General features: G+C 64.3%; 11 protein-coding genes and 1 pseudogene. 10 read left to right on the forward strand and 2 right to left on the reverse strand.

Features of this window, described 5'->3' with window-relative positions; genetic code table 11:
• Positions 1-211: 211 nt before the first annotated feature.
• Positions 212-646, reverse strand: coding sequence for an alternative ribosome rescue aminoacyl-tRNA hydrolase ArfB (arfB, locus tag O7A61_RS27710; protein ID WP_337132485.1), 435 nt, complete (start codon positions 644-646; stop codon positions 212-214).
• A 90-nt stretch (positions 647-736) separates the two neighbouring features.
• Positions 737-2,347: a phosphoenolpyruvate carboxykinase gene (locus O7A61_RS27715; RefSeq protein ID WP_337132486.1), complete on the reverse strand. Its 1,611-nt coding sequence runs from the start codon at positions 2,345-2,347 to the stop codon at positions 737-739.
• 345 nt (positions 2,348-2,692) lie between these two features.
• On the opposite strand from O7A61_RS27715, the gene O7A61_RS27720 reads away from it, so the two are divergent.
• From O7A61_RS27720 to O7A61_RS27765, 10 genes and pseudogenes are all read left to right on the forward strand, one after another.
• Complete coding sequence (locus O7A61_RS27720) at positions 2,693-3,394, forward strand: response regulator transcription factor (protein ID WP_010912942.1); 702 nt, start codon at positions 2,693-2,695, stop codon at positions 3,392-3,394.
• Positions 3,395-3,477: 83 nt separating this feature from the next.
• Positions 3,478-5,262 carry a sensor histidine kinase gene (locus O7A61_RS27725; RefSeq protein WP_140506841.1) on the forward strand — a complete coding sequence of 595 codons (1,785 nt, stop codon included), beginning with the start codon at positions 3,478-3,480 and terminating at the stop codon, positions 5,260-5,262.
• A gap of 12 nt (positions 5,263-5,274) precedes the next feature.
• The gene (locus tag O7A61_RS27730; RefSeq protein WP_337132487.1) at positions 5,275-5,733 is read left to right on the forward strand and encodes an HPr kinase/phosphorylase; all 459 of its coding nucleotides are present in this window, start codon (positions 5,275-5,277) and stop codon (positions 5,731-5,733) included.
• A 164-nt stretch (positions 5,734-5,897) separates the two neighbouring features.
• On the forward strand, positions 5,898-6,299 hold the full coding sequence (locus tag O7A61_RS27735) for a PTS sugar transporter subunit IIA (RefSeq protein ID WP_010912939.1): 402 nt from the start codon (positions 5,898-5,900) through the stop codon (positions 6,297-6,299).
• A complete protein-coding gene (locus tag O7A61_RS27740) occupies positions 6,296-6,592 on the forward strand; it encodes an HPr family phosphocarrier protein (RefSeq protein WP_337132488.1) in 297 nt (98 codons plus the stop codon). The genes O7A61_RS27735 and O7A61_RS27740 overlap by 4 nt, the downstream gene beginning before the upstream one ends.
• 172 nt (positions 6,593-6,764) lie before the next feature.
• Positions 6,765-8,165, forward strand: a complete 1,401-nt coding sequence (ahcY, locus tag O7A61_RS27745) for an adenosylhomocysteinase (protein ID WP_337132489.1) — start codon at positions 6,765-6,767, stop codon at positions 8,163-8,165.
• A 188-nt stretch (positions 8,166-8,353) separates the two neighbouring features.
• Positions 8,354-10,909, forward strand: coding sequence for a sensor histidine kinase (locus O7A61_RS27750; protein WP_337132490.1), 2,556 nt, complete (start codon positions 8,354-8,356; stop codon positions 10,907-10,909).
• Positions 10,910-10,917: 8 nt separating this feature from the next.
• On the forward strand, positions 10,918-12,429 hold the full coding sequence (gene tsaE / locus O7A61_RS27755) for a tRNA (adenosine(37)-N6)-threonylcarbamoyltransferase complex ATPase subunit type 1 TsaE (protein ID WP_337132491.1): 1,512 nt from the start codon (positions 10,918-10,920) through the stop codon (positions 12,427-12,429).
• Positions 12,426-13,154 (forward strand): nucleotidyltransferase family protein, encoded by a 729-nt coding sequence (locus O7A61_RS27760; RefSeq protein WP_337132492.1) that lies wholly within the window; start codon positions 12,426-12,428, stop codon positions 13,152-13,154. Before tsaE ends, O7A61_RS27760 begins: the two co-directional genes overlap by 4 nt.
• Positions 13,151-13,847, forward strand: a pseudogene (locus O7A61_RS27765) (double-strand break repair protein AddB); the annotation flags it as partial. The gene O7A61_RS27760 and the pseudogene O7A61_RS27765, both read left to right, overlap by 4 nt.

A 13,847-nucleotide genomic window follows, 5' to 3' on the forward strand; every position in this document is an offset into this window, starting at 1 on the left:
CTTGATCCGTTCCCACTGATCCTCTCGAAGCGCATCGCAGTCCATCGCTGACCTCCAAAAATCAGCGTTGAATCTGATTTGCCCTTCCTTGGGAATCCCAACCCGTTAAATCGTCACTACGCCCTAGGTCTCCCTTGCTGTGGCAATGGGGAAACCTCGCATCTGCGGTGCGAAATGAGAAGCCGTTTTGTACACGCGCCTGGTGTGGTGCTTAATCGTTCTCCACCCGGCCGCGCAGCTTCTTGATCGTGCCGCGTCCCGCCTTGCTCTTCAGCCGTCGCTCAACCGCGCCTTTCGACGGCCGTGTCTTCTTGCGCGGCGGCGGCGGTGGTTCGGCGGCCTTGGCGACCAGTGCCGTGAGCCTCGCCCGCGCATCGGCGCGGTTCTGTTCCTGGGTTCGGAAGCGCCCGGCTTCGATGACGATGACACCGTCCTTGGTGGCGCGCTGGCCGGCAAGTTTTATGGTCCGCTCGCGCACGCGCTCAGACAGGCCCTCCGCGTTCTGCGCGTCGAAGCGAAGCTGCACCGCCGTCGCCACCTTGTTGACGTTCTGGCCGCCGGGACCGGACGAGCGGATGAAATCCTCGTGCAGGTCGCCCGGGTGGATCACGGCTTCGCCCGATATGATGATGTCGTCGATCGGCATGCCGCAGTCATGGCGCGGCGGACCGAAAAAGAAAAGGCCCGATCGAAACCGGGCCTTCAATGGTGCTGCGCCACAACGATGCCTTGGCGATTACTCCGCCGCTTCCTGCATGCGGGGCGCCGCGCCCATGACGGAAGCGTCGACATGGCTTTCAAATTTCTCGAAGTTGACGGCGAACATGCCGACCAGCCTTGCCGCCTGCCGGTCGTAGGCAGCCTTGTCGATCCAGGTGGAGCGCGGATCGAGAATGGCGCTGTCGACGCCAGGCGCCGCCACCGGCACCTCGAAGCCGAAGTTGGCATCCGTGCGGAACGCGCCTGCCTTCAGCGAGCCGTCGAGGGCGGCGGCGAGCAAGGCGCGCGTCGCCTTGATCGGCATGCGCTTGCCGGTGCCGTGGGCGCCGCCGGTCCAGCCGGTGTTGACCAGCCAGCAATCGGCGCCATGGCGCGCGATCAGCTCGCGCAGCAGATTGCCGTATTCCGAGGGATGGCGCGGCATGAACGGCGCGCCGAAACAGGTCGAGAAGGTCGCTTCAGGCTCGGTCACGCCCTTTTCGGTGCCGGCCACCTTGGCCGTGTAGCCGGAGAGGAAATGATACATCGCCTGCGCCGGCGTCAGCCGCGCGATCGGCGGCATCACGCCGAAAGCGTCGGCGGTCAGCATGATGATGTTCTTGGGGTGATCGCCGCGTCCGGACTTCGAGGCATTGGGGATGAAGTCGAGCGGATAGGCGCAGCGTGTGTTTTCGGTGAACCGGCCGTCATTGAAGTCCGGCACGGCGTCGGCGTCGAGCACGACGTTTTCCAGCACCGTGCCGAAGCGCTGCGTGGTGGCGAAGATCTCCGGCTCGGCTTCCGCCGACAGCTTGATGGTCTTGGCGTAGCAGCCGCCTTCGAAATTGAAGATACCATGCGGACCCCAGCCATGTTCGTCGTCGCCGATCAAAGTGCGCGACGGATCGGCCGACAGCGTGGTCTTGCCGGTGCCAGACAGGCCGAAGAAGATGGCGGCATCACCGGCCGGTCCCTCATTGGCCGAGCAGTGCATCGGCATCACGCCCTTCTCCGGCAGGAGGTAGTTGAGCATGGTGAACACCGACTTCTTCATCTCGCCGGCGTAGGAGGTGCCGCCGATCAGCACGATCTTGCGCGTCAGGTCGACGGCGATCACCGTTTCGGTGCGGCTGCCGTGACGGGCGGGATCGGCGCGGAAGGACGGCAGGTCGATGATGGTCATCCCGGGCACGAACTGTTCGAGTTCGGCCGCGTCGGGACGGATGAGCAGGTTGCGGATGAACAGCGAGTGCCAGGCAAATTCGGTGATCACCCTGGTGCGCAGGTTGAGCTCGGCGTCGGCACCGCCGACCAGATCCTGCACGTAAAGGTCCTTGTCCGCGGCGTGGGCCTGGAAATCGGCGAGCAAAACGTCGAATTGGGCCGGCGAGATCGCCTTGTTGTTGTCCCACCAGACTTGCGGTTCGGTGGCGCCGTCGCGAACGACGAACTTGTCCTTGGGAGAGCGACCAGTGTGCTGGCCGGTCTCGGCGACAAGCGCGCCATGCGCGGTCAGCCGGGCTTCACCGCGCCGGATCGATTCCTGATAGAGGGCGGCCGCACCGAAATTATAGCGCACCATGCCGGAGGTTTTCAAACCGATACGATCGATCGCGCAGGCAGGATTGCGTTTGCCGAATTCCGACATTTGGTGACCCTTCTCAAGATTTGCCGCATCTTTGCCGGCATATTTCCGGCACACCTACTAAGCAGGCTAGATGGTCAGAACCAGAAAAGGCAAATGATATCAAATATTTAATCGATTTAAATATTTTGAAAGTTGTTTAAATCGTTTATATATGTAAAAAGTTCGGTGGTTGCCCAAAGGATTGGCGGTGCTCGTTCGTCCAATCGGTGTCGAGGTAGAATTGTGGCCCCCGGCACGCCGCTCGTGACAGCGGACAAGGCCTATGCCACATTTTGTACCTAATTTGTCCTGCAAAAGCCCCTTCTCTTACGACAGAAGGGACAGTTCATGAGGGAGCCGCTTGAAATGGCAACAATCGCGCTTGTCGATGACGACCGCAACATTCTGACGTCGGTGTCGATCGCCCTCGAATCCGAGGGGTATCGTGTCGAGACCTACACGGATGGTGCGTCCGCGCTGGAAGGCCTGGCGGCCCGGCCGCCGAATCTCGCCATCCTCGACATCAAGATGCCGCGCATGGACGGCATGGAGCTTCTGCGCCGGATGCGCCAGAAATCCGACCTGCCGGTGATCTTCCTGACCTCCAAGGACGACGAGATCGATGAATTGTTCGGTCTCAAGATGGGCGCCGACGACTTCATCCGCAAACCGTTCTCGCAGCGCCTGCTTGTCGAGCGGGTGCGCGCCGTATTGCGGCGGGCCAGCGCCCGCGAGGCCGCGGCAAAAGCGCCGAGCCAGCAGGCCCGCTCGCTCGAGCGCGGCCAGCTCGTCATGGACCAGGAACGCCATACCTGCACCTGGAAGGGCGAACCGGTGACGCTCACCGTCACCGAGTTCCTGATCCTGCACTCGCTGGCGCAACGTCCCGGTGTGGTAAAAAGCCGTGATGCGCTGATGGATTCGGCCTATGATGAGCAGGTCTATGTCGATGACCGCACGATCGACAGCCACATCAAGCGGCTGCGCAAGAAATTCAAGGCTGTCGACGACGACTTCGAGATGATCGAAACCCTTTACGGAGTCGGATATCGGTTCCGCGAAGCGTAATTTGATGTATGTCGAGCAAAAGCGGCCCCCGGCTTGGGGCTGCGACATATTTCAAACCTGGGACTAGCGGGAGCTGCTATTCGATGGCAGTGGAAGCACAGCGAAGCAGGCCGACGGGCGCCGCCAGGCGGCCGTCGCGCATCATGCCTTCCTTCGTGTCGAAAATCACGGTGCCGATGCGCCGGTTCCTCGGCCACCACATCTTTTCCAGCCTGACGCGGCGCATCCTCTTCCTCAACCTTGCCGGCCTGGCGGTGCTCGTCACCGGCATCCTCTATCTCAACACCTTCCGCGACGGGCTGATCGACGCGCGCGTCGAAAGCCTGATGACGCAAGGCGAGATCATCGCCGGGGCGATCGCGGCGTCGGCGACGGTCGAGACGGACTCGATCAGCATCGACCCGGAAAAGCTGCTCGAGCTGCAGGCCGGCGAAAGTCTGGGGCCTGGCTCGGACCAGCTCGACAACCTCGATTTTCCGATCAATCCCGAGCGCGTGGCGCCGGTGCTGCGGCGACTGATCTCGCCGACCCGCACCCGCGCCCGCATCTATGACCGCGACGCCAACCTGCTGCTCGATTCGCGCCATCTCTATTCGCGCGGCCAGATCCTGCGCTACGACCTGCCGCCGGTGGACGAGGAAGAGCCGGACCTTGTCGAGCGCATCCAGAAGTTCATCTTCGACTTCTTCCGCAACACCGACCTGCCGGTCTATCACGAGCAGCCGGGCGGCAATGGCGCTGCGTTCCCGGAAGTGGTGAAGGCGCTGACCGGCAGCCCGTCGACCATCGTACGCGTCTCGGAACAGGGCGAGCAGATCGTCTCGGTGGCGGTGCCGATCCAGCGTTTTCGCGCGGTTCTCGGTGTGCTGATGCTGTCGACCGAAGGCGGCGATATCGACAAGATCGTCGCGGCGGAACGCAAGGCGATCCTGCGCGTCTTCGGCATCGCGGCGCTGGTCACGGCCATCTTGTCGATGCTCCTGGCCTCCACCATCGCCAACCCGCTGCGCCGGCTGTCCGCCGCTGCCGTGCGGGTCAGGCGCGGCGTCAAGAGCCGCGAGGAAATCCCCGACTTTTCCGACCGCCAGGACGAGATCGGCAATCTGTCGATCGCCGTACGCGACATGACCAACGCGCTTTATGCGCGCATCGAGGCGATCGAGAGTTTCGCCGCTGATGTTTCACATGAGCTGAAGAACCCGCTGACGTCGTTGCGCAGCGCCGTCGAAACATTGCCTCTGGCGAAAAACGACACCTCACGCGCGCGTCTGATGGAGATCATCCAGCATGACGTCAAACGGCTGGACCGCCTCATCACCGACATTTCCGATGCCTCCCGCCTCGACGCCGAACTGGCGCGCGAGGACGCGGGAACCGTCGACCTGAAGAAATTCGTTACCGACCTCGTCGCTGTTTCGCGTGAAACGACGCGCAACAAGAAGGCGGTCGAGATCGAGCTCAAGGTTGCCAAGCTGCCGCAGGGCGCCAAGGGCTATGTCGTCGTCGGCCATGATCTGCGCATCGGCCAGGTCATCACCAACCTGATCGAGAACGCCCGCTCCTTCGTGCCGGAGGACCATGGCCACATCAGCCTGTCGCTGGCGCGCGCCGGCAAGTTCAACATCCTGACCGTCGACGACAATGGTCCCGGCATCCGCGCCGACAACATCGACCGCATCTTCGAACGCTTCTACACCGACCGGCCCGCGGGCGAGGCGTTCGGCCAGAACTCGGGCCTTGGCCTGTCGATCTCCAGGCAGATCGTCGAGGCCCATGGCGGTACGCTGACCGCCGAAAACATTCCCGGCACCAAGCCCGGCGAGATCAAGGGCGCGCGCTTCGTCGTGACGCTGCCGGCCGAGGGATGACCGCCGATCGTTATGGATTGCGCCGTGCGGCCTGAGAACATTCATGCGACGGCACTGCTGATGGGCGAGCGCGGCATTCTCATCACCGGCTCACCCGGGTCGGGCAAGACAACGCTGGCACTGACGCTGATCGACCATTGCCTGCAACGCGGATTGTTCTCGCGGCTCGTCGGCGACGATCAGCTCTTCGTCGAAGCCCATGCGGGGCGGCTGGTGTGCCGTGCACCCGCCACCATCAAGGGCCTGGCCGAAGTTCCACGGCTTGGGCCACGACCCCTGCCATTCGAGCCGGCCTGCGTCGTCGACCTGCATGTGCGGCTGCTGCCGGCCGTCGAAATCGCACGCTTCCAGGAGGACGCCAGCGACGAGATCGCCGGCTGCGCGGTGGCGCGCATCGATCTGGCCGAACGCAATGTCGCCGCCGCCTTGGCCGCCGTGATGGCGCGGCTGTCGATCGCGCCTTTTCTATGATCCGCCCTGCGTTTTTTGCTGCAATGCGTCAAAATGGCATGGGCCGGCGCAATTTTGGGCTTGTCAACGGGCCTCGCGTCGACAAGATAGCGCTCCCGCCGCCTGGATTGGCTGGCGAGCATAAAATGCGCCTGTGAAGCGGCGATGACGGGAGCCACCAAAGAATGATCGGACTCGTGCTTGTAACGCACGGTCAACTGGCCACCGAGTTCAGACATGCCGTCGAACATGTCGTCGGGCCACAAGACAATTTCGAAACCGTTGCGATCGGTGCCGACGACGATATGGAGCAGCGTCGCCGCGACATCGTCGATGCGGTCGCCCGTGTCGATACGGGGGCAGGTGTGATCGTGTTGACCGACATGTTCGGCGGCACGCCATCCAACCTTGCAATCTCGGTGATGGAGTCCGGCCGCACCGAAGTGATCGCCGGAATGAACCTGCCGATGCTGATCAAGCTGTCGTCGATCCGCAAGGGCGATAACATGGCGGCAGCGCTCGACGAAGCGCAGGCCGCGGGCCGCAAATACATCAACGTCGCCAGCCAGCTTTTGAGCAGCAAATGAGCACGCTGTCGCCTGACAAGGACCAGATCGTCCGGGAGTTTCCGATCGTCAACCAGCGCGGGCTGCATGCGCGCGCTTCGGCGAAATTCGTCCAGCTTGCCAGCGGCTTCAACGCGTCGGTCCATGTCGAGAAGGACGGCGTCAAGGTCGGCGGCACCTCGATCATGGGCCTGATGATGCTGGCCGCCAGCCCGGGATACTCGATCCGCGTCACCGCCAGCGGCCCGGAGGCGCTCGAGGTCATGGATGCGCTGGAGCAGCTTGTCGCCTCCCGTTTCGGCGAGGAGTACTGACCTCGAAGTCGGCCCTCCAGGACATGCACGAATAAAGATTTCTTTATATCCCATTGTCGCGCGAAGCCTGATCTGCTAGTCAGGCCGGCAATTCGCGCCCTTGGAAATGTCTTCCGGCACGGCGCATCCGCTAACAATTCGCAAGTATGACAATTCGCATCGGAGCACTGCCATGACGGGTAGCAAGGACTATGTGGTCGCCGACATCTCGCTTGCCGGCTGGGGCCGCAAGGAACTCGATATCGCCGAAACCGAAATGCCGGGCCTTATGGCCTGCCGCGAGGAATTCGGCGCCAAGAAGCCGCTCAAGGGCGCGCGCATCACCGGCTCGCTGCACATGACCATCCAGACGGCGGTGCTGATCGAGACGCTGAAGGTGCTCGGCGCCGACATCCGCTGGGCTTCCTGCAACATCTTCTCGACCCAGGACCACGCCGCCGCGGCCATCGCCGAGTCCGGCATTCCGGTCTTCGCCGTCAAGGGCGAGACCCTCGAGCAGTACTGGGACTACACCGACAGGATCTTCCAGTGGGCCGATGGCGGCGTCTCCAACATGATCCTCGACGATGGCGGCGACGCCACCATGTACATCCTGATCGGCGCCCGCGCCGAGGCCGGCGAGGACGTGCTGTCCAATCCGCAGAGCGAGGAAGAGGAATACTTCTACGCCCAGGTCAAGAAGCGCCTCAAGGCTTCGCCGGGCTTCTTCACCAAACAGAAAGCGGCGATCCGCGGCGTCACAGAAGAGACGACGACCGGCGTCAACCGGCTCTACCAGTTGCAGAAGAAGGGCCTGCTGCCCTTCCCGGCCATCAACGTCAACGACTCGGTCACCAAGTCGAAGTTCGACAACAAATATGGCTGCAAGGAATCGCTTGTCGACGGCATCCGTCGCGGCACCGACACGATGATGGCCGGCAAGGTCGCGGTCGTCTGCGGTTATGGCGACGTCGGCAAGGGCTCGTCGGCCTCGCTCAAGGGTGCGGGCGCCCGCGTCAAGGTCACCGAGGTCGATCCGATCTGCGCGCTGCAGGCCGCTATGGACGGCTTTGAAGTGGTCACGCTGGAAGAGGCGGCCCCGACCGCCGACATCGTCATCACCACCACCGGCAACAAGGATGTCGTTACCCTCGACCACATGCGTTTGATGAAGGACATGGTGATCGTCGGCAACATCGGCCATTTCGACAACGAGATCCAGGTCGCGTCGCTGCGCAATCTGAAGTGGACCAATGTCAAGCCCCAGGTCGACATGATCACCTTCCCGGACGGCAAGCGGATGATCCTCCTGTCGGAAGGCCGCCTGCTCAATCTCGGCAACGCGACCGGCCATCCGAGCTTCGTCATGTCGGCCTCTTTCACCAACCAGGTGCTGGCCCAGATCGAGCTGTTCACCAAGGGTGAGCAGTACCAGAACCAGGTCTATGTGCTGCCCAAGCATCTCGACGAGAAGGTCGCGCGCCTGCATCTCGACAAGCTCGGCGCCCGCCTGACCGAACTATCGGGCGAGCAGGCAGCCTATATCGGCGTCACACCGCAGGGTCCGTTCAAGCCGGAACACTACCGCTATTAACCAAATCCGGATTTACCACTAGATATTGACGCCGGGCGATTGACTTTTCGCCCGGCTTTATTTTTGCACCGAATGATTCTTCACGCCGATTCCGGCAGGCGCTATTGTTGTGATTCGCGGGTCCGGGGACGAGGACCGGCGTACGCATCAGGGCGGTCTTGCATTCAGGCGGCGAAGAGGACCAAGACATGCCGGGGGATAACCCGCTTCAGGCGGGAAAGGCCGTTTCCGGCGGCCATGACGAGTCGAGGACCATGGGCTCCGCCCCGCGAGGCGAGCGCCTTTCATGGCGCGCCCGTGCGGGATTGTTTCTTGCCGGCTCCGCTCTCGCCTGCCCCTTGGCGGGCGCGGTCGCGCATGCCCAGACCGCCGGCGCCGCCGTGGCCAGTCTTTCGATCAGCACCATCGAGGTCGTACAGCTGGCGGTGTTCGTCGGCGTGACGGGTACGGCATTCCTGTCGGCCATCGTTCTCATCCGCGAACGGGCGCGTACCTCGGCGGAGAATGTCGAGCTGAGAAGCCGCGTCGCCGACGTCAGCGCGGCGTTGCGGCGTTCGGAAGCGCTGCTCAACCTGCGCGATCAGCGTGTCGTCGTCTGGGCCTCGGAAAACAAGAAACCCGAACTCATCGGCACATTGCCGACCGAAAGCGGTGCGCCGGAGGACCGGGCCGCGTTCCTCGCCTTTGGCCGCTGGCTGATGCCGCGTTCGGCGGCGGCACTCGAACATGCCGTGGCGGGTTTGCGCGAAAAGGGCAGGCCGTTCGACCTGGTGATCGAATCCCAGGCCGGCGCTCCACTGGAAGTGCATGGCCGCAAGAGCGCGGCCCATGTGCTGGTGCGGTTTGTCTCGCTTTCCGAGACGCAGCGCAGCCAGGCTCGGCTCAAGATCGACAACCAGCGGCTGGCCACCGATCATGACACCATGATCGGGCTGCTCGAGGCGCTGAAGATGCCGGCATGGCTGCGTGACGAGCATGGCCGCCTGAAATGGGTCAACCGGGCATATGCCGACGCGGTCGAAGCCGAGAGCGCGGAAGCCGCCGTGCGTGACGCCAAGGAATTCCTCGGCGGCCAGGCGCGCGAGGCCATCGCCACGCAGCACAAATCGCATCCGGTCTTCGAGCAGTCGCTTTCGACGGTGATCGAAGGCGACCGCCGCGTGTTCGCCGTGACCGACTTTGCCGGCGCCGACGGTTCGGCCGGCCTTGCCTGCGACACCAGCGCCATCGAGGCTATCCGTGGCGAATATGAGCGGACCGTGCGCAGCCACGCCGATACGCTCGACCAGCTCAACACCGCTGTCGCCATCTTCGACACCGACGAGAAGCTGCGCTTCTTCAACCAGGCTTTCCAGAAGCTGTGGGGGCTCGACAGCGGCTTCCTGCACAGCGCGCCCGACAACGCCCTTTTGCTCGACCGGCTGCGCAGCGAGGGCAAGATCGCCGAACAGCCGGAGTGGCGCCGCTGGAAGGAAGGCCTGCTCAGCGCCTATCGTGCGGTCGAATCGCAGGAACACTGGTGGCATCTGCCGGATGGCAAGACGATCCGCGTCGTCGCCAACCCGCAACCCAAGGGCGGCGTCACCTGGGTGTTCGAGAACCTGACCGAGAAGATGGATCTCGAAAGCCGCTACCGCACCGCGGTTCGGGTCCAGGGCGAAACGCTCGACAACCTCGCCGAAGGCGTCGCGGTGTTCGGCCCCGACGGCCGGCTGCGGCTGTCGAACCCGGCCTTTGCCACGCTGTGGGGATTGGACGCGGAAGCCGCCAAGCCCAATGTGCACGTATCGGCCATACGCGAGCTGTCCGATCGGCAAGCGGTCGAGAGCCCTTGGCCCGGCTTCGTCGCCGCCATCACCGGCTTCGACGACGAGCGCCGCGACCGCCACGGCCAGACCGAGCTCAACAACGGCACCGTGCTGCGTTACGCCGTGATTCCGCTGCCCAACGGGCAAGTGATGATGACCTTCGTCGACGTCACCGACAGCGTCCACATCGAGCGCGCGCTCAAGGACAGGAACGAGGCGCTCGAGAAATCAGACCAGCTCAAGAACGAATTCGTCCAGCATGTGTCCTACGAACTGCGGTCGCCGCTGACCAACATCATCGGCTTCACCGAGTTGCTGTCGCTGCCGGCGACCGGCCCTTTGACGCAGAAGCAGCGCGAATATGTCGAGCATGTCGGCTCGTCCTCATCGGTGCTGCTGACCATCGTCAACGACATACTCGACCTGGCGACGGTCGATGCCGGCATCATGCAGCTCGATATTTCCGAAGTGCATGTCGACCGCACCATCGCGGCCGCCGCCGAGCTTGTCGCCGACCGGCTGGAGGAGCATTCGATCCGGCTCGCGGTCGACGCCGCCGCCGCGCCAAAGACCTTCCATGGCGACGAAACCCGCATCCGCCAGATCCTCTACAATCTGCTGAGCAACGCCGCCAATTACGCGCCGGAGGCCAGCACCATCCGGCTGGCATGCCGCCGACTGGCGGACGGAGTCGAGTTCTCGGTTCACGACGACGGGCCCGGCATGCCGCCCGACGTGCTCGATTCGGTGTTCCGCCGCTTCGAGCCGCGCGCCAATGGCGGCCGCCGGCGCGGCGCCGGCCTCGGCCTGTCCATCGTCAAGAGCTTTGTCGAACTGCATGGCGGCGCCGTTCGCATCGAAACCGGCAGGGATAAGGGCACGACCGTCATCTGCACCTTTCCCGACATGCCGGGTATCCGCGCAGCGGCCGAGTAGCGCGCTCGATGACGGAACCGGTGCTGGAGCATTTGCTCGCCGACGAGACCCAGACAGCGCGGCTGGGCGAGGATCTTGCGCTGGCTCTGCGCGTGGGCGACGTGCTGGCGCTCAAGGGCGATCTCGGCGCCGGCAAGTCGACGCTGGCAAGAGCGCTCACCCGGACGCTGGCCGACGATGCCGGTCTCGAAGTGCCGAGCCCGACCTTCACCCTGGTGCAGAGCTACGACACGCGCATCCCGGTCCATCATTTCGACCTCTATCGCCTGTCGTCGGCGGCCGAGCTGGACGAACTGGGCTTCGAGGAAGCGCTAGCGCAAGGTGCAGCCCTTATCGAATGGCCGGAACGGGCTGACGGCTATCTGCCCAGGACGACGGTGCTGATCGAACTCGTCCAGCATGGCGAGGGCCGGCTGGCCCGACTGTCGGGGCAAGGCGCGACCTTCGACCGTGTCGCGCGCTCGCTGGCCATGCGCGGCTTCCTGGAGAGCGCCGGATGGGGGGAAGCGCGGCGCCGGCATTTCATCGGCGATGCCTCGGCCCGCTCCTACGAGATCGTCTCGCTTGCCGGCGAGGCGCCGCGCGTGCTGATGAACTCGCCGCGGCTGGTGCTCGGCCCTCCCGTGCGCGACGGCAAGCCCTATGCGGTGATCGCCCACACCGCGCAGTCGGTGTCCGCCTTCGTCGCCATCGACCGTGCGCTGCTAGCCGCCGGAGTCGCGGTGCCCAGGATCGACGCGCAGGATCTCGACCAGGGTTTCCTGCTGCTCGAGCATCTGGGCTCGGAAGGCTTTCTCGACGGCAATGGCGAGCCGGTCGCCGAACGTTACGAGGCGGCAGCCGAATTGCTCGCCATGATGCACGGCAAGGCCTGGCCTCACCGGATGGAGGCCGCTCCCGGCGTCGTTCATGACGTGCCGCCCTTCGATCGCGACGCCATGCTGATCGAAGCGGACCTGCTGATCGACTGGTACGTGCCGGCGATATCGGTCGGCCCGGCGAGCGACGCGCTGCGTTCCGGCTACCACAGGACATGGAACGCGCTTCTCGACCGGCTGCAAGGCAGCGAATACACGCTGATGCTGCGCGACTTCCACTCACCCAACATCATCTGGCGCGGCGAACGGTCCGGCCTCGACCGGCTCGGCATCGTCGACGTCCAGGACGCGCTGATCGGGCCCGCCGCCTATGACGTCGCTTCGCTTGCCATGGACGCCCGCGTCACCATGTCACCCGAGATCGAGAAGCGGACGCTCGATGCCTATCTCGCGGCGCGTCATGCAGCGGGCGACTTCGATGAAGCAGGCTTCCTCGAAGCCTATGCAATCATGGCCGCGCAGCGCAATTCCAAGATTCTGGGCATTTTCGTGCGTCTCGAAAAACGCGACGGCAAACCCTATTATCTCAAGCACCTGCCGCGCATCCGCGACTATCTCAGGCGGGCGCTGTCGCATCCCGCGCTCGCCGACCTGCGGGATTTCTACAGCGCGCACGGGCTGCTGGAGGAACGAGCGCTGTGACAACGAAACCGGAGACCGCCATCGTTCTTGCCGCCGGGCTCGGCAAGCGCATGCGGCCGATCACCGACACCATGCCCAAACCTCTGGTCCGGATCGCCGGCAAGACGCTGCTCGACTGGGGCCTCGACAGCCTGGCCGCGGCCGGCGTCGGCAAGGCGGTGGTCAATGTTCATTATCTTCCCGAACAGATCGTCGCCCATGTCGCCGCTCGCCGCGCGCCCCGCATCGTCATTTCCGATGAGAGCGACCGGCTGCTCGATTCCGCCGGCGGCATCGTCAAGGCGCTGCCGGAGCTCGGCCGGGAGCCCTTCTACATCCTCAACGCCGATACATTCTGGATCGACCACGGCCCGCTCAATCTCGGGCGGCTTGCCCTTGCATGGGACGCCGCGAAAATGGATATTCTGCTGATGCTGGCGGATCTCCACCAGGCGACGGGACACTGTGGCAGCACCGATTTCCTGGTGGCGCCGGATGGCGCCCTGCGGCGTTCAAAAGGCGATCCTGCCGGCCTGATCTATGCCGGCGCCGCGATCATCCACCCGCGCCTGTTCAAGGGCGCACCAGCCGAACCGCATTCGCTCAACACCTATTTCGACAAGGCGATTGCCGGCGGCCGCCTGTTCGGCATGCCGATGCATGGCCACTGGATAACCGTCGGCACGCCCGATGCCATTCCGCTCGCCGAAGACGCGGTGGCCGGTGCACTCATCGGATCGCAATGAGCGGCTCAAGCCGCGTTTTCTCCATTCCCTCCGGAGCGCCGTTTCTGCCGACGCTGGCCGAGGCGCTGCTTGACGGCCGCCTTGTCCCCGGGTTTCGTTTCGAAGGCGACCCGCTCGCCCTGGCCGACGTCACCATCTATGTGCCGACGCGCCGCGCCGCACGTGCCTTGCGCGGCGTCTTCGTCGACAGCCTGAAGGCGCGTGGCGGCGGCGGTTCGGCGATCCTGCCGGTGATCCGCCCGCTCGGCGAATTCGACGAGGATGAGGCCGCGTTCGATGCCGAGCCAACCGTGGCAATCGATCTCGCGCCACCGATCGCCGCCACCGAGCGGCTGTTACTGCTGACGCCGCTGGTGCGGGCGTGGAAACGCCGGTTGCCCGCCCATGTCGCGGCCCTCTTCGCCGAGGAGATCGTCGTCCCGGCCTCCACCGCCGACGCGATCTGGCTGGCGCGCGATCTGGCCGGGCTGATGGACGAGATCGAGACGGAAGGCACCGACTGGGCCAAACTCGCCGGCCTGGTGAACGGGAACCTTGCCGGATGGTGGCAGGTGACGCTCGAATTCCTCGGCATCGTCACCGACGCCTGGCCGAGATTCCTCGAAGAGAGCGACCGCTCCAACCCGGCCGCGCATCGCAGCGCCCTGATCCGTGCCGAAGCGGCGCGGCTGCGGCGCAATCCGCCCGCCGGGC

This window comes from Mesorhizobium sp. Cs1321R2N1 (genome assembly GCF_037179725.1).
In the GTDB taxonomy this organism is placed as follows: Bacteria; Pseudomonadota; Alphaproteobacteria; order Rhizobiales; family Rhizobiaceae; genus Mesorhizobium; species Mesorhizobium salmacidum.